Here is a 17,943-nt window from a genome sequence, read left to right as displayed (position 1 = left end):
ATAAATACCCACCTCCGTTAAGGTGGGCAAATTTTTCTTTTCCGATCATGCACTTTTGCAGCGATGACTTCTGGTATTGACCGCTTTGTCAGGTCATCCATCAGTCATCTTGCCAAGAACAAATAAAATGAATAGGTATGTTTGGACTCGATCAAATCAGTTGGGGACAGTTTATCCGGGCGATCCTGCTTCTCCTTTCGTTGTGGTACTTCTCCCTGTTTTTGCTGTTTTTATTCAACAACAAGAGAGCAAATCAAAAAACCTTGTTTGAAGACGACTTCGCCGGGACCCGCCAGCTGGAAGAGCTGAAAGCAGTGGGTGTTTCATCTCGGGACTTGCCTTCGGAGATGGTACCCCTGGTCCCTTTTGGGGCTGTTGTTTTGCCCGTTTCCTTTTATGAAGAAATAGGCGTGGATGACGGTTACAGTCTTGAACGGCTTCAGAATTCCAAGAATCCTATTCCGAAATCAGTAATGGAACAAATCCAGTTTCAACAATAATCCTTCAATTTTTAAAAGCTATGAAAACAAAAGTTCAACGATTCTTTTCCAAAGCAGCCGCGATTGCTGCTCTAATCTTCTTGTGGGTTTCACGGGCTTTAGCCCAGAGTTCTGCCGGTATTGACCAGGCAACTGCCGAGGTCAGTTCTTACGTGGACCCGGTTTCCAACCTGATCATTGCCATCGGCGCTGTGGTCGGGCTGATTGGTGGCGTCCGGGTGTACATTAAGTGGCAAAGCGGAGACCAGGATACCCAAAAAGCCATTATGGGCTGGTTCGGTGCCTGCCTGTTTCTGATCCTGGTTGGTGTGGTCATCAAAGCCTTTTTTGCCTGATGGAAACTTACAAATTGCAAAAGGTTGATACCAAGCTGTATATCAAAGGGCTTTCCGGCCCTTTGGTTTTCCAGGCACTCTACGGAATACTGGCTGCTTTCCTCCTCTTTGTGGGCATATATATCCTCATTGGAACATTTACAGCCGTTTTGGTCTGTGTACCATCCTTTTTTGCCTGGCTCTACCGGGTCAGCCATATCCAGAAAAAGTACGGACCGGCAGGCTGGGACAAAAAGCAGACGGCTAAAAAGCTCCCGCAGTTTATCCTGCTTAAAAAAAGAATCTGTCAGACTCAACAGCGATGACAAAAACCAACAGTCATGATTAACCCGGCAAACAATGATTAAACCTGCAAACAATGATTAGCCCCATGAACGTCAAACCAATCGAACAGGCCCTGCCCGTTTTGGGCTTTAACGGCGATTTGCTCGTATCCAACAACCTGGATATGGGTTTCGGGCTGAAACTCCGCCTTCCCGAACTGCTTTCTTTAAGCCGCGAACAGCTCTACATGCTGCACGATACCTTTCAGCGGGCCGTGAACCTGCTACCGGTAAATACCCTTTTGCACAAACAGGACTTCTTTTTTGTGGAACATTTTTCTGAAAAAGCCGGCAAAGACGGGGGAACCGTAAACGGAAAACAAAATGAAGAAGCTCCGGGCCTGACAGCATGTTACCTGGACCACTTTAAAGGAAGGCCCTTTTTAAAACACGAATCTTACCTGTATGCCAGTTTGCTGAACACCGGGCTTTTGAAAAACTACCTTAGCTCAGCGTTGATCTTTTCAAAAAAAGCCTCCCGGCAGGAAGCCCGGCTTACGGAAAAGCTCAAAGAAGTACAGGCCAACCTCACCGCGCTTTTCACCCAAAGCGGGATATCCTGTAAACCGGTGACCCAATCAGAGGCTATCGGCGATGAAAACTCTCCCGGGCTGATTGAACGTTACCTGACCCTGAACTTTCACAAAGACCGTCCGGTACTGGGAGGCATTGACTTTCGGGACCGCCTTAGGGTGATGGACCGGTTTGTGGAGATCCTGAGCTTAAGCGATTATTCGCATTTGCCCTCTGAACTCAGGCCGGCAGGTGAACACCCAACTACCGGCCTTCCTGTGTCGATGGTTTACCCGGTCACTTACAACCTGCCGTTTTCGCATATAGTCAACCAGTTTATCTATGTGCCGGACCAGCAGCAAACCAAAGCTTTTTTGGAAAACAGCTACAAACGCATTTACAGCCTTTCCCGCTTTTCTTCGGAAAACAAGGTGAATGCCGGGCTGATCAGCGATTTTCTGGACACGGTGCAAACCACCGGGGAAAAGATCGTGAAAACCCACTTTAACCTGATGCTCTTTGACGGGTCCATCTCACAGCTTAAGCAGCACAAAAGCGAAGCGGCTTCTGCTTTTTCGTTGATGAACTGTTTTGCGTACCAGCACACCTTTGATTTGCCGCTGTTGTTTTTTGCCTGTGTGCCGTTTTCCACCCAACTGCCGGAAACGGAAGCTTTCATTACCCAGGTGCCGCAGGCCTGCTGCCTGACAAATTTTGAAGGACCGGTCCGAAACTCAGAATCCGGTTTTACCATCCGCCTTTCCAACCGGCTGGAAGGCTGCCCGGTAAAAATTGACCTGTCTGATGAGCCGATGGAAAAACACCTGATCCATAACCGCAATAAGCTCGTTATCGGTGGATCAGGCTCGGGAAAGTCGTTTTTTACCAACCACCTTTTACGGCAATACGCCGAAAGTGAAAACTGCCATATCGTGCTGTTGGATGTGGGCCGGAGTTATGAACTGCTGACCCGTTACTTAAAAGAACGGCTGAAAGACAGGGGAGGGGCGATGATGGTGGAGTTTACAGAAGAAAATCCCATCTCTTTTAACCCTTTTATGCAGGAAGGTGAACCGGATGTGGAACAACGCCAGACCATCCTGTCGGTGATCTATACCATCTACAAAGAAAACCTGTCAGAAATGGAAAAGGACGTGATTGCCCGCTCGCTTTCAGAGTTCTTCAAAACAGACGGAACAGAACGATCCTTTAACGGCTACTATGAGTTTTGCAGGGAGTTTATCCCAAACCTGGTCAAGGGGCAGTCCCTGGACTTTAACTGCCCGGAGTTTTTCTTTATCCTCTCGAAATACTACCGGGGCGGGGAATATGATTACCTGCTCAACCGGGAGATGAATACCGATGAGTTTTTCCGCTGCCCGTTTATCGTCATAGAACTCGATGCGATCAAAGATCATCCAATCATCTTCCCGGTCGCCACGCTCATTATCATGGACATTTTTATTCAGAAAATGAGAAAGTTAAAGGGTGTCCGTAAACTGTTGGCGATTGAGGAAGCCTGGAAAGCCATTGCTACCCCGCAGATGGCCGGCTACTTAAAGTATTTTTTCAAGACCATCCGCAAGTTTTTTGGCGAAGCGATGGTGGTGACCCAGGAGGTGGACGATGTGATCTCCTCACCGGTGATCCGCGATGCCATTATCAACAATGCTGATACCCGGATCCTGCTGGATATGGGCAAGTTTAAAAACAAGTTTGAGCAGATCAGCCAGACCTTGGGCTTGTCGGAATTCCAAAAAGAACAGGTCCTTTCAATCAACAAAAACCTGCCTTCGGACCGGAAACTGAAGGAGGTTTTTATCAGCCTGGGAAGTTATTCCAGGGTATTTGCACTGGAGGTCAGCAAACAGGAATACGACTGTTACACCACGGAACAGCGGGAAAAGGAGATGATCCTAAAGAAAAAGAAGGCCTCCCCTAACCCCTCCGAAGGAGGGGAATAAAGAGACGAAAAGCCTCCCCTGGCCTCCCGGTTACCCGGGACAAGCTCTCCGAAGAAGGGGGATTAGGGAACTCAATGATAAATAATAAATAGACAAAGCAATGAAAACAAAAATCAAGAGATCAGTTTTGCTACTGTTTTTTATCACGGTAGCCCTCTTTCAAAAACAGGCTTTTAGCCAGGCACCGGTGACCGATGTGGGGGCAGGAATCCAGCGGGAGGCCCTGTGGACAGAAGAAAAAGGCATCCTGTCGAAAATCAACTGGTACAACATTCTGATTGAAGCGCTGAACGGAGACATCAAGGGGCTGACCGGCGAACTGCTGGGCATCGACCAAAAGATGCTGGAAAGCCTGGAGAAAGTCAGCGGCCTGATCAAGGACTACAAACGCATCCAGCAAACCCGCGATCTGCTTTCCAGGATCATGGAAATCTACACCGAAAAAGTCCCAAAGCTGGTGCAGGATGAAAACTTCACCACCCAGCAGGCGGCGGTGATCGTGCAGTCTTTTGACCTGATTTTGGATGACAGCCGCCAGCTAACCAATACGGTATTGAATACCATTCTGAAAGACAACCTTTTTTTGATGGATGACAAGCAGCGGTATGATACGATCAACGGGATTTATGAAGATGTCCGCCGCCATTACGGGACGATCTGTTACCTGTACAACAAACTGCTTTACGCCTCTTACCTGAAAAGCCATGAAAGCGGCAGGCTGGAAAGTTTTGCTTTATACTATAGCCTTTACCATTGACAATCATCAAAAACAAAAAGCCATGAAAATTTCCATATTACTTCTTGGAATCAGCCTGAGTGTTGCAACGACCACAACAGTTGCCGTAAAAAAGTCCATTGCACAGTTATTGGATGTCAAACCCTGGCACGGGTATTACCCGGAAATGAACGGCGATTACCCGTTAAGCTTCGTCGCTTTTAAAGGATGGCTGATCCCCTCACCGCACTATTTTATCCGCTCCTGGCCCACCCATTATTATATCGAAGTCGGGGCCTTGCCTGTCTCTGACGAAAGCGAATATGCCGGAGAGACCAAAACCGGCCTGCTCCGTATTGCAGCCCGGCTGATGGAACGACACCAAATGGAAGGCCGGCACGATCAAACCAGCCGGATCAAAGACAACAGGCAGCTACAAAAAGTGATTGAGGAAAAATTTTTAAACGCCCGAAAAGATGAACTACCGGATATCTATGGGCTGGCAGAGCGGTTTATCTCTCTTTACCAAAAGATTGTAAGTTTTGATAAGCTGGAAAACTCCGGTAAAGTAAAACAGGTCCTGCAAAATGAAGCCGATGAGCTTTTAATGCGTTTTTTGATGGTCAACCTGTTGGAAAGTGATCACGGCGCCAAGCTGGAATCTTTTGCCGGCATCCACTCGGAATTAAACCACCTGACCGGGGAAACAGATTATACCTTCCGCAAACTTTGTCACCTGAATGTTTTTGGAAACCCGGTAACCGGCAATTACGCCTTTCTAACCCATTAAAACCACTTAAAAATGCTGTTACAAGTCATTACAACCGACGGATTTTTTGCCTTTACCGATACGATGGTCCAGGCCGGGATTGACAATGCAGGGATGCTGGTGGACATGGCCCGGGCGATTGGCGGTATTGCCGCTTTCTTTTACATCTCCAAACGGATCTATGAGCAGTTGATCGCCGACAATCCGGTTTTCCTGCTTCCGTTGCTACGCCCCTTCGCCCTGGTGCTGGTGATCACCTTCTGGGGGCCCTTTGTCAATCTGCTGATGGTGCCCACCAAAGGACTGACCCACCTTTCCGAAGCCATCTATGCCAATAAAAAACACCTGGTGGCCGAAAAGCTGGAAGAAAAGCGGGACGCGGTGCTGGCAGTTGATATGCCCCTGTTTTATGAAAACCCGGAAAAAGAAGCCGCCCTTTGGGACAAAGGAATCAACCTTTTGCTGACGACCTACAACATTATTTCCGGCAGGGCTTTGCAGCACCAGATCAATTTCTACATCATGGATGCGGTACGCCAACTGCTGGAATCCCTGTTTGAAGTGCTGGTTTATCTGATCGCTTTTCTTCGAACGGTTTTTTGTGTGCTTTTGGTGATCTTCGGTCCGCTGGTTTTTACCCTGTCCATTTTTGACGGTTTCCAGGACAATTACCTGGGTTGGATTGCCCGGTTTATCAACGTCAACCTTTACCTGCCGATTGCTTTGATTATCCTTTCCCTGGTGCAGGAAGTGCTGATCTATGTGCTGGACCAGGAGATTGCCCTCATCCATTCGATGCTGTTTTACCAGCCTTCCTTGTTTTTTGTCTCCAACCTGGTGGTGCCGGTTTGCGGGATTATCGGGATGGCGATGGTGCCGAAAATTGCTTCGTGGATCGTGCAGGCATCCGGGACCGGTTCCGGAGGAGGAAGATTGGTCAGGACAGCAGCCATTATGGCGGCCACCAAAGGAGCTATGAAATGACGGTAAGGAATGTCCAATATTGAATACACAATGATCAATATTCAAATTAAAAAAAGCAAAAAAATAATCAACAGTCATCAAAAACAATGAAAAAGACCTTTGACATCCAACGAAAATTCCGCTTTATGGTTTATGTGCTTTTGGCCGTCAGTATTGGATTGACCGGACTAAGTGGGTATGTGTTTTTCTTGTCGGTGAAACTTTCCGATCAGTCCCGGCAAAAGATCTATGTGCTGGATAATGGCAAATCTTTGCTGGTTGCGCTTCGGGAAGATATTACTGAAAACCGGGATGCTGAAGCGCGTGACCATGTAAAACGGTTCCATGAGCTGTTTTTTACCCTGGAACCGGACAAGCAGTACATCGAAAACAATATCCGGGAAGCACTCTACCTGGCAGACCGCTCGGCGATGGAACAATACCAGTCGTTCAAGGAGAACAACCTCTATAACCAGGTGATTGCTTCAGACATCAGCATGACGGTGATGACCGATTCCATCAAGCTGGATTTTTCATCCTATCCCTACCGGTTTCAGTATTTCGGGAAGCAGAAGATTGTCCGCACTTCGAACATCACTGTCCGCAACCTGCAAACAACCGGACAGCTTAGAAATATTTCCCGGACGGACCACAACCCGCACGGTTTTTTGATCGAAGGCTGGCGGATTATTGACAATATCGATATGGAAACCATCAAACGAAAATCATTTTAATCTTTTATACCACTGGCCATGAAACCTTCTTATAACGACAAAATCAAAGCCCCGCGGTTTAAAGATGTCAGCCGTTTTACCCGCTGGATCAACCGGATGGATGAACAGGATGAGAACCTGAGTCCGGTCAAACGAAAAACCAAGTGGCTGTTTTTCTTAGGATTCCTGTTTCTATCCTTTGCGTTGTCTTTTATCCTGTTTCCGGATGCGAAGTTCAATCATGAAAAATTGAATAGTCCGGCATTAAGCGCCGATCAGCCAGTGCAGGAAAAGCCGCTTGCCTCTCCCTTTGAAATGCCCGTGGATTCTTTCGAAAACCTTTTAAAACGCCGAGTTCATGAAGACAAACCACACGTTCCTGAAGAAGAATAAGGCCCTTTTGATCCTTCCGCTGGCCCTACTTCCATTTGTGGTGCTGATCTTTTACATCCTGGGTGGGGGCAAAAAGGCGGGTCAGGAAACATCCGAAAAAGTGAACCCGGGCAAAAAGAATGGGGCCAATTATGAGCTGCCTGAAGCTGAGAAGTCCATCGAAATCTTTGACAAGATGGAAGCCTACCAAAACAGTCAAAGCCGGGTTGTTTCGACGCAAGACTATCATGTTATGGGAGATCATCCGCCCAAAAATACGGATGTGAATATCATAACTTCTGACGATTCTGCAACAGTTTTAGAAGACTCACAAACAGATGGAATCAATGCCAATGTGTCCAATAACCTTTTAGCACATATCAAAGACAAGGAGGCGCAGGTTCGAAAAGAGATGGAGGGAAATAACCTGAATAACCCGAAGGATCAAAAAGGCATAGCAGCAAAAACTGTCACCAAGCCAAAGCCCGAACAAGCGGTTACCTTGCAGAAAACTGGTATTGAAGAACTGGATCAGGTGTTCGATGAAAACATTGCCCTAAGCCGTCAAAACGATTCTTTAAAGTTCTACCTGAACCAGACGAGCCAAAAACCAAAGGAACTTGAAGCTAAAAAGTCAATCAGTTTTAGTTTGGAAAAGAATCGCTCACCAAGTTTTGACGGGAAAGTGTCAGCCAGCCCGTTGATCAAAGCCGAAGTGTATGAAACCACGACTGTTTTGGATGGTAACCGGATAAAAATGCGTTTGCTGGAAGATTGCCAGGTCGGCGGAAAAGTCATCCAAAAGAACTCTTTTATTTACGGGATTTGCCAGATCAAAAATGAACGGCTGCATATTCGGGTGAGCCAGTTGCCAACAGATGAAGATTTTTTGCCGGTTGATCTAATGATTCATGACCTGGATGGTCTCGCCGGATTGTATGTTCCCGATAATGCCACCCGGAAAGTGGCCAAAGAAGTGGGCGGCTCAACCAATACTTCTTCCCTGTTTGGAGTCACCCCTGATCCGCTGACCTACGCCGGAGTCCGGGCAGCCGACCGGACTGTCCAATCCCTGTTTAAAATGGTTCGCCTAAAAAAGGTGACCATCAAGAAAAATACCCTTGTCTATCTAATCAATCAAAAGTAATAGCCATGAAGATTTTTTTAGTCATCATTTCAATATTGATTCTGAATTTATCTCTTTTCGCTCAAAACTATTTACCGATCAGTGAAAGCAAAGCCACACACCTGGTTTGCCCGGATAAAGCTTCCTACCTGCAAGTGGGTGATCCGTCACTTGTTCTGGCAGAAGTCGTTCCGAAACTGCCTAACCTGGTCCGTATCAAAGCTACCGGATCGTTTGAAAAGGAATCTTCCCTGACGGTTGTTTGTGCCGGCCGGATTTACTCCCTGATCCTGCATTTTCAGGATTCAAAAGAAATTACCTACCATCTGGACGCTTTTCATTCTGAAAAAGCGGGCGGGCCATCATCCGGCCTGATGCCTGATTACGTGCTGAAAGAGCTAAGCGAACAGATCCTGTTGAAACGAAAAAGCCTGGTGCGGGGTGTCAGGCAGAAGAAAGACGGGATCAAGGTTCAGCTTAAGACGATCACCCAGAAAAACGGCTTCCTCTTTTTTGAAGTACGGATCACCAATAAAACCAACCTGGCTTACCGGGTAGAAAGCTTTCACTGGTGGATTGATGATAAGCGGCAGTTTAAAGCCACCAACACCCAGGAGTACCAGGTAGAGCCAAGCTACCGGCACCATGACATCAAAGTTATTCCCGGTTACACCACTGTTCGGGAAGTGTTTGTACTGCCCAACCTGGTTTTACCCGACAAACGTGTTCTCCGCCTGGATATGCTTGAAAAGGCACTGGGAAATACGGGTCGCAGGCTGACTTTGGAGATCGGGAACAAGGATATTCTGAAAGCCAAAGAATTAATTTCAAACTAAATAAGGACAGGATGAGTTACGAACGGCAGGACTTGGTTCGATTGCATGAAAGCTTCCGGTTTATCAGCTATTTGTTGCTGATCGCTTCGCTGTACCTAAGCCGGATCGACTTCTTTGCTGTTCAGGGTTGGTATATTCCCGAGTTTGAGGGCTTGTTTCAAAAGTTGGGCCAACTGGACTTCCTTTCTGATACCTACCTCTCGAAAACCTTTTGCCTGTTGTTTCTGATGATCACCTGCGTGGGCACCAAAGCACACAAAGACCGGGAGCTGAAGGTTTCCAATATTGTGGTCCAGGTAATTGTTGGACTCACCCTTTACTGGGGAAGTTTGCTCCTGCTGGACCGTTATGATCTCGCATACTTGGGTTCAACATTTATTGGCTTTGTCACCCTGAATATCGGCTTTGACAATGTCTCCAAGCTGATCACGGTCAATTTGATGAAAGACCGGTTCAACCTGGAAAACGAAAACTTTCCGCAGGAAGAGATTCTAAAAACCAATGAATACGCCATTAACCTGCCAACCCGCTACATGCAAAAAGGGAAAGAGCATCAGGGCTGGATCAATCTAGTCAATCCGTTCCGGGGAACAATGGTCATTGGTACTCCGGGATCCGGGAAATCCTACTCGGTAGTTTTGCCCTTTATCAAACAGCACCTTCAAAAAGGCTTCTCCCTGTGCGTGTATGATTTCAAATATCCGGACTTGTCATTGGTGGCTTACAACCACTTTCTAACGGCAAAGAAGAAAGGCAGCCTGATGGAAAACACCCGGTTTTATGTGATCAATTTTGATGATATCCGGAAATCGTTTCGTTGTAATCCGTTGGCTCCTGAGCTGATGGAAAGCCCGATTGATGCCTTTGAATCTTCCCGCACCGTGCTTTACAACCTGAACAGGGAATGGATCAAAAAACAGGGCGAGTTCTTTTCGGAAAGCGCCGTGTCCTTTTTTGCCGCCGTGATCTGGTTTTTGAAAAAGTACAAAGGGGGAAAGTACTGCACCCTTCCCCATGCCATTGAGCTTTTGCAACTGGACTATGACGATTTGTTTGAAGTGCTCAGCCAGGAGAAAGATGTGGTTGGCATCATCAATCCCTTTATCAGTGCCTACCAGCGCAAGGCCAATGAACAATTGGAAGGACAGCTGGGAAGCCTGAAAATTGCCATCTCCAAGATCATCAGCCGGGAAATCTACTGGATCTGTTCGGGCGATGATTTTTCCCTGGACATCAATAACCCGAAAGCGCCTAAAGTCGTTTGCCTGGCAAACAACCCGCTCCGCATTGAGATGTACGGAGCCGTATTGTCGCTGTTTATCACTCGGATGCTGAAGATCATCAACCGGAAAGGCCAACACCCTTCATCGCTGATCTTTGATGAGCTGCCGACCATTTACTTCCGTGGCTTGGATACCCTGATTGCGACCGCCCGGGCCAACCGGATCTCCACCTTGCTGGGGATGCAGACTATTGACCAGCTGATCCGCGATTACGGAAAAGAGCAGGCCAACGCCATCCTGACCAATATCGGGAATGTCTTTTCCGGACAGGCAGCCGGGGAAACGGCCAAGTTCATGCAAAACCGGATGGGCAAGATCCTGCAGGAACGCCAGGCCATCAACATCAACCGGAACACCCAAAGCACCACCATTTCCACCCAGATGGATTACCTGGTACCCGAAGGAAAGATTGCCACTTTGCCTCAAGGCTATATGGTTGGACAGGTGACCGATAATTATGGGGAGCTGATCCTCCAGAAAAATTTTAACTGCTTGGTTTATGTGGATACCGAAAAGATTGAAAAGGAAGAAAAAAGCTACCAGCCGATCCCCGATTTCTATGAGTTTGATGATATCAATGAAGTGTTGGAACGCAACCGCCTGCGGATTCAAAATGATATCCGAAGGATCACCAATCAAAAGGTTATTGACAAGGAGAAAGAACAGGAAAAAGAAGAAGAAAGAACCAGGCAAACTCCAAAAGCTGAAATGTCGCAACCCACGGAATCAGATGAGTCCAATCCATCCAGTCAAACAGATCAGGGAAGTCAATCCGACCAATCTCAAACACAAATGTCATGAATAACAAGAACATAAATAGAGAAACCATCATCAAATTTAACCCGTCGCAACTGGTTAACCTGCCGGTTTTCCTATTGGGCATGATACTAATTCCCGGGCTTTGCCTGTTGGATGATCTGATCAAACTGTACCTGCCGTCCGGCTTTATACCGGAAGAAATTGAGCTTTATATCCGGAATCTGCCGGTTTATCTGGCGCTTTTATATGCAATTTACCTGGGATATCAAATTCTGAAGATATCCTGTATCCGCTATGAGATAAGCCCGGAAGAATTCCGGTATTACTCCGGAATACTTTCTCGGAAACATGAGTTTATAGAAAATTATAGAGTCAAGGATTTCAGCATTAACAGACCGCTGATTTACAGGTTATTTGGCCTTGGAAACCTGACCATTTATACCTCGGATAAAACCACCCCGGTTTTTAAAATGGAGGCCATTTCCAATCCACAAGATATTTACAAGACCCTTCGCGGCCTGGTTGAACAGAACCGCAGGGCAAAACATGTTTTCGAAGTTGATTAACACTTAAAATTAAAAGTTATGGAACAACAAAACACACGTATTAAAGTAGAAGACATCCCTTTTGACAAGCTGGAAAAAGCGGGTGTGAACAGGGATTTTGTCAAAAACATGGACCAACGGGAACTGACCGATTTTTTAAACGGTTTCCGTTCGGACAAGCTTTACACCATTAATGCAAAAATTAATGGTGAGGATTATAAAATCCCGGCCAAGCTTCGTCTGCACCAGGGAGAAGATGGCAAAGTGGATGTGAAGGTTCATCCCATCCAGCGCCTGTTTGTCCCCGATGAATACCTGGGGCACAAGTTTACCAAGGAAGAAAAAGGGGCATTATTAAATGACAAGAACCTTGGGAAGACCGTGGAGCTGACCGGTCGGGACGGTAAGAAAGATACTTATTACCTGAGCATTGATCCCAAGACCAACGAGCTGATCCCGCTTCGGGCCAAACATATCCAGGTCCCGGATAAGATCAAAGGAGTCACCTTGAGTTCGGAGCAAAAAGAAAAGCTGGGAGCCGGGCAAAAGGTGACCGTGGACGGGATGCTGGGAAAGAACAACAAAAAGTTTGGCGCCACCTTACAGGTCAACGCTGCCGAACGGAACATCAGCTTCTCTAATTTCAAACAGGAGAAGACGCAAAAGTCAGAAGACCTGAAGCAAGAAAAAAGTAAAGGAGCCATACCGAAAGTTGGTTAAAAACCACCGGTTACTTGAAATGAAAAGAAGGGGAAATATGAAATAAAGTTTCCCTTTCTTTTTGACAGAAAAATCAGAGAGAAAAAGCAGGAAAATCAAGGGTGAAATCTTAGCTCAAAGAGGGGAGTGCAAGTTGTGTTTTTGTATGCACAAAAACCTTTTCACCTTGTCCCGACCACGTCGGGAGGCCTTCCCACCTGATAGCAGGTTGGCAAAATATTCCCCTCTTTGAAAAATAACAGAAGCAGGAAAGAGTCTATGCGGCCACATTTACCAGATAAGGAAAAGCGAAACGAAATGCTGATCATCCGGATCACGAGGGAAGAAAAGATCCGTTTAAAAAGTCTGACTAAACGGGGAAAGTTCGCCTGCATGAGTGATTACATCCGGTCACGGGTTTTTAAGCAGTCAGATCGGAAAGTGATTTCCCTGGATGAAGAAGCCAATATCTTATTCAAAAGTTTGGATTATGAGCTAAATAAGATCGGGGTCAATCTGAACCAGCTCTCGAAGCGTATGAATTCCTTTTCCGGTTACCGGGTTGATGACAATGACCGGCAGCTTTTGAAACAGGCTTTTGAGATGATGCGTCAGTGTTTGATTTTGCTTCAAAAATACCTGCGTTGATTCGTTGCCCACCCTAAAAATCGGAAGATCATGGTCATTAAAATCCATCAGGCGTGCAGCACAAAAAATGCATTGTTTTACAACGAGCGTAAAGTGGATAAGAAATGGGCATCTTTTTACCACAGTCAAAACATGCCGGTTGTCAACCCGTTCCTGGGAAACAAGAACGATCGCTACTGGATTTTTAGGGAGATTGAAGACCGGAATACCCGGGTTCGAAAACCTGGGTTGCATATATCCGTTAATCCGACTATTAGTGATTTAGTTCGTTTTGGGGATGCCGGAATCCGGACTGAGATCGATAACCTGATGAACCATCTGGGCTATGGAAATCAACCTTACCTGGTCTATAAACATGCTGACCTGGAGCGGGTGCATTTTCATTTAGTTTCAACCAGGATTGATTGTGAAACAGGCAAAAAAATCAAAGACAGTTATGAAAAGGAAAAGACGCAGCGGTTTATCAAAAGCCTGGAGCAGAAATACCAGCTTACCAAAGATAATCCTCTAGAAAAATTAAATTACCGGTTTTCCGGTTCCAGCAAAGACCTGAAACAAAACCTGGAAAGCTTGTTTTCTCAGCTCAACCGGATGGAGTTTATAACTTCCAAAGAAATGTATGATCAGGCATTGCTATTATTTCAGGTGGAGATTAAAAAAGCAGGCAGGGGACATTTGGTTTTTGTGACCGATGAGCAGGGTAATCCGGTACGGCATCCGGTACGGATGAGTGATTTTGGGGAAAGACCGAAGTTTTATATGTCTGAGCAAAGCCAAATATCCAAGAGGGTTGTTCACTCAGAAAAAATGGAGGTTGGTGTTGGGATTTTAAAATCAATGATTTTGAAAGAATTGATATGGCATGGGGATGGAAAAGACGTTTTGAATGAAAAGAAAAGAAAGCATCGGCTGGAATCTAAAAAACGCAAGTATCGAAGAAAAATATAAAAGCCTCGTTCAATTGATCTATTTTGAATACCTTATCCAGTAATGTCATAATATAATAAAATAACAGGGTAAATCTTTTGAATTTTCAATATAATGATTTAATTTGCGATGTATTACGAAAATAGTAATTCAACGCAAATGTATTATTGAATGGAGACTCGGTTCGTAACATTAGAAGGCCTTGTTAATGACATTCGGGCAAAAGGGCGATATTCTTTTGGGTTGGATGAAGTTAAGCATGAGTTGGGCCTTTCTGGTAATGCTTTGAATCAGGCACTGTTCCGGTTAAAAAATAAAAATAAGATTGCCCAGATTCGTCGCGGTTTCTTTGCAATTATAACCCCAGAGTATTCCAGACAGGGCATGATACCACCAAATTTGTTTATTGACGATCTGATGCTTTCACTTGAGAAAAAATACTATGTGGGACTATTCTCTGCTGCTGCATTATTTGGCGCTGGTCACCAACAGCCAATGGAATACTATGTAATTACTGAAAAGCCGGCACTAAGGGATATAAAAGGTCAGAAATTGATTGTAAATTTCTACGTCAAGCAAGACTGGTCAGAAAACGATATTATCCAAAAGAAGACAGATGCAGGATATATAAATGTTTCATCACCTGAATTGACTGCGCTTGATTTGCTGACCTACGGAAATTTTGGTATAAACCGGGTTTTGACAATTTTGGAGGAACTGACAGAAGAAATGAAACCGTCAGATTTAACAAGAGTGGCGCGAAATTATTTTGTAACAAGCTCTATTCAGCGATTGGGTTATCTTATAGATAAGGAAATAGGCGATGAGAAGCTTGCTGTTGCTGTAAAGAGAGCATTAAAAGAAAAAAAAATACAAACGGTTCAATTATTAAAAAATGTCAGGAATAAAGGAATAACTGACCCCGATTGGAAAATCAATATAAACACTGAATTGGAAAGCGATTTATGATACCACGTAGATATATTGAAGAATGGAGACAAAATGCCCCATGGCCTGACAATGCCCAAGTTGAGCAAGATTTGGTAATTGAACGGGCATTAATAGAAATATTTTCAGACGATATATTACGTGAAAACTTGGCTTTCAGGGGAGGTACAGCATTGCATAAAATTTTTCTTAAACCTCAGGTTCGTTATTCCGAAGATATTGATCTTGTCCAGATTAAAGAAGGATCGATAAAGCCACTATTGGAACGGCTACGGGAAAGAATGAAATTTTTAGGAACTAAACGTTCTGTAAAACAAAATGTCAATAATAATACAATAGTTTATCGTTTTGAATCGGAAATTCCGCCGGTAGTCAACCTCCGTTTGAAAATCGAAATTAATTGCCGGGAACACTTTTCAGTGCTAGGGTTGAAAGAGGTAAAATTTGAAACGGAGAGTACATGGTTTAAAGGTAGTTGCTCTTTAATTTCGTATGAACTTGAAGAGTTATTGGGAACCAAGCTTCGGGCATTATATCAACGCAGAAAAGGTCGCGATTTATTTGATCTTTGGTGGGCGGCAAACAATCAGAATGTAGATCGCATGAAACTATTGAGATGTTATAATGAATACATGGGATTTGTAGTGCCAAAACCGCCAACATCTAAACAATTCCTTCAAAACCTAGATAAAAAAATAACTGAATTTGAATTTGGGCAGGATATTATTGGTTTGCTTCGTCCCGGAGTGGATTATGAACAAGTTACGGCCTATCACTGGATAAAAGATGATTTGATTGTTGACGGCTTTATGAAGATTTAATTGCATTGGGATATTGAAAAATAAAAAGGAATATATAAGAGATGGTCGAGCTCCCGTACCAACGAAAGAAGCGACTTCTGAAGTAATGAGGGCAAATAAGGATCGTAACACCAAGCCTCAGTTAATTTTAAGAAAGGCACTTTGGTCATCAGGTATAAAGGGATATAGCCTCCACTGGAAAGATGTTCCCGGAAAGCCTGATCTCGCTTTCTCAGGAATGAAGTTGGCAGTCTTTGTACATGGGTGTTTTTGGCACAGATGTCCTCATTGTAACCCTAACTTCCCAAAATCAAATATAGAACTTTGGTTTCATAAGTTCAATGCCCATCAAATGAGAGATAGAAAAAAAATTGAAGAATTAAAGAATATGGGCCGGAAAACTATTGTTCTCTGGGAATGTAAAATCAAAATCGAATAGACAAGGAGGTTGACAAAATAAAACAAGTCATAAATGATACTAAATTAGTTTGAAACATGCCACAACCTACAGTTATAGATTTCTTTTGTGGAGCTGGAGGATTTTCAGAAGGCTTTAGACAACACGGTTTTATTATAAAGGGTGGTTATGATTATTACAGGCCTGCAATTGATACATTTAATCATAATTTTGGACTGAACCTGTCCCCAAAAAATATTTTAGACTTCGAAATTTCGATAGAAGAGATTCTTCAAGTCCCAGATTCCACCGTTATCCTAGGAAGTCCTCCTTGTGTTAGCTTTTCCAATTCAAATAAATCAGGTAAAGCCGACAAATCTATGGGACTAAGGCTCACAGAATCATTTCTAAGAGTTATTGCTGTAAAGAAGTTTCAGCCCGGTTCTCACCTAAAGGCTTGGTTGATGGAAAATGTTCCGAATTCTCTGAAATATATAAAAGAATATTACTCTTTTAAAGATCTTAATCTTTCTGATTGGGCAAGATCAATTGGACAAGATCCCCAAAGCATAGCTATAACCATTAAAGGGAACTCAGCTATTATAAATTCAGCTGATTATGGCTCTCCTCAAATTAGAAAAAGAGCGATCACCGGAGAAGTAATTAATGAGAATAGTTTGATAATTCCTGTCGCTACCCATAGAGGAAAAAAAAAGAAAGGAACCTTACCATCCCATAGGACCTTGCAGGAAATTAGAGCTTACCTTCCATCCCCATTCGATTTTCCAGATAATGAGCTCATATTTGATCCTTCTTATGATATAAGTATTCCCTCACATCACTTATCTGATCATTTTTACGATACAGGATTGTATGAGTGCGAATGGAAGAACTCGGAATTTTTGAAGTTAAATCATCCCTATATGGGAAGAATGTCTTTTCCCGAAAACGAGGGTAATCCTAGTAGAACTATTTGTGCTACGAACATAGGGACTTCAAGAGAGTCAATTATATACAGATCGGAATATAGAAGAATTGGCGATGGCGAGTTTAGAACACATACAGTAAGAGAAGCAGCATGCCTTATGGGATTTCCAATTACTTATCAATTCAGTGGTGCAAGCACTTCAAAGCTTAGACTTGTTGGAAATGCAGTATGTCCAGCGGTAAGCAGATCTTTTGCTCGGGTCATTAGGAATTCATTAGATCTAGATATAGTTGAAAAAGCTATAGTACAGGAAGATGTTAATCTGAAAGGCATCTTGAATTTGAACTCTTCAGAAAGAAAGATTTTTGAGAAACTACCTATAAAAAGAACAGGTGCTCGCTTTAGGAGACATCCATTTAAATATGGAAATATTACGGTTACATTGTCTAATTATGATATTTCTGGGCAGTCTAAATCAAAGAAGTGGTTAACTTCTGTACAATACGGAAATGGTGATGGTTTCCCATCTGAAAATTATCCTGACAATTATTTTGCTCTTATGGAAAAGACAATAGCCATCTTCAATAATGGGAGAGAATTCATTAATAGAATCAATAACGGGTTTTCAGAGAGGGTGGCAGATGCAATGACACTTCAGGAAATGTATGAAAGGAGAAAAGGAGAAGCAAATTTTCTGGAGCCTACCCAATTGGTCGAAACAGTAGCCAAGATCATTGATGAGTTCCATTTTGACGAGGAAGAATTTATTCAGGAAGATGAGTCCCTACATTTCAGATATAAAAGAACAGTTCCCAAGAAACAAGTTCTTGCTCTTTATGCAATTAATAAAATTTCGTCAATAGCTAATTCAAGTAACTAG

Annotated in this window: 20 protein-coding genes; all 20 read left to right on the top strand. The window is 44.1% G+C overall.

Annotation, left to right across the window (positions count from 1 at the left end; all coding sequences use genetic code 11):
• Nucleotides 1–137: 137 nt before the first annotated feature.
• Entirely contained in the window at nucleotides 138–500 is a 363-nt protein-coding gene (locus tag N2K84_RS01455; protein WP_282589981.1) for a hypothetical protein, read from the top strand.
• A gap of 20 nt (nucleotides 501–520) precedes the next feature.
• Nucleotides 521–835: a DUF4134 domain-containing protein gene (locus N2K84_RS01450; protein WP_053183468.1), complete on the top strand. Its 315-nt coding sequence runs from the start codon at nucleotides 521–523 to the stop codon at nucleotides 833–835.
• A complete protein-coding gene (locus N2K84_RS01445; protein WP_282589980.1) occupies nucleotides 835–1,140 on the top strand; it encodes a DUF4133 domain-containing protein in 306 nt (101 codons plus the stop codon). The genes N2K84_RS01450 and N2K84_RS01445 overlap by 1 nt, the downstream gene beginning before the upstream one ends.
• A 65-nt stretch (nucleotides 1,141–1,205) precedes the next feature.
• A complete protein-coding gene (locus tag N2K84_RS01440) occupies nucleotides 1,206–3,635 on the top strand; it encodes a TraG family conjugative transposon ATPase (protein WP_282589979.1) in 2,430 nt (809 codons plus the stop codon).
• A gap of 100 nt (nucleotides 3,636–3,735) precedes the next feature.
• A complete protein-coding gene (locus tag N2K84_RS01435) occupies nucleotides 3,736–4,392 on the top strand; it encodes a hypothetical protein (protein ID WP_282589978.1) in 657 nt (218 codons plus the stop codon).
• 22 nt (nucleotides 4,393–4,414) lie between these two features.
• Nucleotides 4,415–5,140: a hypothetical protein gene (locus N2K84_RS01430; RefSeq protein ID WP_282589977.1), complete on the top strand. Its 726-nt coding sequence runs from the start codon at nucleotides 4,415–4,417 to the stop codon at nucleotides 5,138–5,140.
• Between the two features lie 12 nt (nucleotides 5,141–5,152).
• Nucleotides 5,153–6,103 (top strand): TraJ family protein, encoded by a 951-nt coding sequence (locus tag N2K84_RS01425; RefSeq protein ID WP_282589976.1) that lies wholly within the window; start codon nucleotides 5,153–5,155, stop codon nucleotides 6,101–6,103.
• 86 nt (nucleotides 6,104–6,189) lie between these two features.
• Nucleotides 6,190–6,816 carry a conjugative transposon protein TraK gene (traK, locus tag N2K84_RS01420; protein WP_282589975.1) on the top strand — a complete coding sequence of 209 codons (627 nt, stop codon included), beginning with the start codon at nucleotides 6,190–6,192 and terminating at the stop codon, nucleotides 6,814–6,816.
• An 18-nt stretch (nucleotides 6,817–6,834) separates the two neighbouring features.
• Nucleotides 6,835–7,188: a hypothetical protein gene (locus N2K84_RS01415; RefSeq protein WP_282589974.1), complete on the top strand. Its 354-nt coding sequence runs from the start codon at nucleotides 6,835–6,837 to the stop codon at nucleotides 7,186–7,188.
• Nucleotides 7,154–8,314 carry a conjugative transposon protein TraM gene (gene traM, locus N2K84_RS01410; protein WP_282589973.1) on the top strand — a complete coding sequence of 387 codons (1,161 nt, stop codon included), beginning with the start codon at nucleotides 7,154–7,156 and terminating at the stop codon, nucleotides 8,312–8,314. The genes N2K84_RS01415 and traM overlap by 35 nt, the downstream gene beginning before the upstream one ends.
• Before the next feature lie 5 nt (nucleotides 8,315–8,319).
• Nucleotides 8,320–9,129, top strand: coding sequence for a DUF4138 domain-containing protein (locus tag N2K84_RS01405; protein ID WP_282589972.1), 810 nt, complete (start codon nucleotides 8,320–8,322; stop codon nucleotides 9,127–9,129).
• Nucleotides 9,130–9,140: 11 nt separating this feature from the next.
• Complete coding sequence (locus tag N2K84_RS01400) at nucleotides 9,141–11,213, top strand: YWFCY domain-containing protein (protein ID WP_282589971.1); 2,073 nt, start codon at nucleotides 9,141–9,143, stop codon at nucleotides 11,211–11,213.
• Nucleotides 11,210–11,737, top strand: a complete 528-nt coding sequence (locus N2K84_RS01395; RefSeq protein ID WP_282589970.1) for a PH domain-containing protein — start codon at nucleotides 11,210–11,212, stop codon at nucleotides 11,735–11,737. The genes N2K84_RS01400 and N2K84_RS01395 overlap by 4 nt, the downstream gene beginning before the upstream one ends.
• Before the next feature lie 18 nt (nucleotides 11,738–11,755).
• A complete protein-coding gene (locus N2K84_RS01390) occupies nucleotides 11,756–12,436 on the top strand; it encodes a DUF3945 domain-containing protein (RefSeq protein WP_282589969.1) in 681 nt (226 codons plus the stop codon).
• Between the two features lie 228 nt (nucleotides 12,437–12,664).
• Nucleotides 12,665–13,063, top strand: a complete 399-nt coding sequence (locus N2K84_RS01385; protein WP_282589968.1) for a plasmid mobilization protein — start codon at nucleotides 12,665–12,667, stop codon at nucleotides 13,061–13,063.
• 30 nt (nucleotides 13,064–13,093) lie between these two features.
• On the top strand, nucleotides 13,094–14,011 hold the full coding sequence (locus N2K84_RS01380) for a relaxase/mobilization nuclease domain-containing protein (protein WP_282589967.1): 918 nt from the start codon (nucleotides 13,094–13,096) through the stop codon (nucleotides 14,009–14,011).
• 150 nt (nucleotides 14,012–14,161) lie between these two features.
• Nucleotides 14,162–14,959, top strand: coding sequence for a type IV toxin-antitoxin system AbiEi family antitoxin domain-containing protein (locus N2K84_RS01375; RefSeq protein ID WP_282589966.1), 798 nt, complete (start codon nucleotides 14,162–14,164; stop codon nucleotides 14,957–14,959).
• Nucleotides 14,956–15,759 (top strand): nucleotidyl transferase AbiEii/AbiGii toxin family protein, encoded by an 804-nt coding sequence (locus N2K84_RS01370; protein WP_282589965.1) that lies wholly within the window; start codon nucleotides 14,956–14,958, stop codon nucleotides 15,757–15,759. The genes N2K84_RS01375 and N2K84_RS01370 overlap by 4 nt, the downstream gene beginning before the upstream one ends.
• Nucleotides 15,760–15,772: 13 nt before the next feature.
• Nucleotides 15,773–16,177, top strand: coding sequence for a very short patch repair endonuclease (locus tag N2K84_RS01365; RefSeq protein WP_282589964.1), 405 nt, complete (start codon nucleotides 15,773–15,775; stop codon nucleotides 16,175–16,177).
• A gap of 56 nt (nucleotides 16,178–16,233) precedes the next feature.
• On the top strand, nucleotides 16,234–17,943 hold the full coding sequence (locus tag N2K84_RS01360; RefSeq protein WP_282589963.1) for a DNA cytosine methyltransferase: 1,710 nt from the start codon (nucleotides 16,234–16,236) through the stop codon (nucleotides 17,941–17,943).

Source organism: Gaoshiqia sediminis (assembly GCF_025907915.1).
Taxonomy (GTDB): Bacteria; Bacteroidota; Bacteroidia; order Bacteroidales; family Prolixibacteraceae; genus Gaoshiqia; species Gaoshiqia sediminis.
The sequence above is the reverse complement of the archived record's forward strand: the minus strand, read 5'-3'. Positions and strand labels throughout refer to the sequence as shown.

Bases quoted from the DNA above. Each gene is read 5' to 3' on its own strand.
- N2K84_RS01455 (WP_282589981.1), top strand. From the start codon at position 138: ATGTTTGGACTCGATCAAATCAGTTGGGGACAGTTTATCCGGGCGATC.
- N2K84_RS01450 (WP_053183468.1), top strand. From the start codon at position 521: ATGAAAACAAAAGTTCAACGATTCTTTTCCAAAGCAGCCGCGATTGCT.
- N2K84_RS01445 (WP_282589980.1), top strand. From the start codon at position 835: ATGGAAACTTACAAATTGCAAAAGGTTGATACCAAGCTGTATATCAAA.
- N2K84_RS01440 (WP_282589979.1), top strand. From the start codon at position 1,206: ATGAACGTCAAACCAATCGAACAGGCCCTGCCCGTTTTGGGCTTTAAC.
- N2K84_RS01435 (WP_282589978.1), top strand. From the start codon at position 3,736: ATGAAAACAAAAATCAAGAGATCAGTTTTGCTACTGTTTTTTATCACG.
- N2K84_RS01430 (WP_282589977.1), top strand. From the start codon at position 4,415: ATGAAAATTTCCATATTACTTCTTGGAATCAGCCTGAGTGTTGCAACG.
- N2K84_RS01425 (WP_282589976.1), top strand. From the start codon at position 5,153: ATGCTGTTACAAGTCATTACAACCGACGGATTTTTTGCCTTTACCGAT.
- traK (WP_282589975.1), top strand. From the start codon at position 6,190: ATGAAAAAGACCTTTGACATCCAACGAAAATTCCGCTTTATGGTTTAT.
- N2K84_RS01415 (WP_282589974.1), top strand. From the start codon at position 6,835: ATGAAACCTTCTTATAACGACAAAATCAAAGCCCCGCGGTTTAAAGAT.
- traM (WP_282589973.1), top strand. From the start codon at position 7,154: ATGAAGACAAACCACACGTTCCTGAAGAAGAATAAGGCCCTTTTGATC.
- N2K84_RS01405 (WP_282589972.1), top strand. From the start codon at position 8,320: ATGAAGATTTTTTTAGTCATCATTTCAATATTGATTCTGAATTTATCT.
- N2K84_RS01400 (WP_282589971.1), top strand. From the start codon at position 9,141: ATGAGTTACGAACGGCAGGACTTGGTTCGATTGCATGAAAGCTTCCGG.
- N2K84_RS01395 (WP_282589970.1), top strand. From the start codon at position 11,210: ATGAATAACAAGAACATAAATAGAGAAACCATCATCAAATTTAACCCG.
- N2K84_RS01390 (WP_282589969.1), top strand. From the start codon at position 11,756: ATGGAACAACAAAACACACGTATTAAAGTAGAAGACATCCCTTTTGAC.
- N2K84_RS01380 (WP_282589967.1), top strand. From the start codon at position 13,094: ATGGTCATTAAAATCCATCAGGCGTGCAGCACAAAAAATGCATTGTTT.
- N2K84_RS01375 (WP_282589966.1), top strand. From the start codon at position 14,162: ATGGAGACTCGGTTCGTAACATTAGAAGGCCTTGTTAATGACATTCGG.
- N2K84_RS01370 (WP_282589965.1), top strand. From the start codon at position 14,956: ATGATACCACGTAGATATATTGAAGAATGGAGACAAAATGCCCCATGG.
- N2K84_RS01360 (WP_282589963.1), top strand. From the start codon at position 16,234: ATGCCACAACCTACAGTTATAGATTTCTTTTGTGGAGCTGGAGGATTT.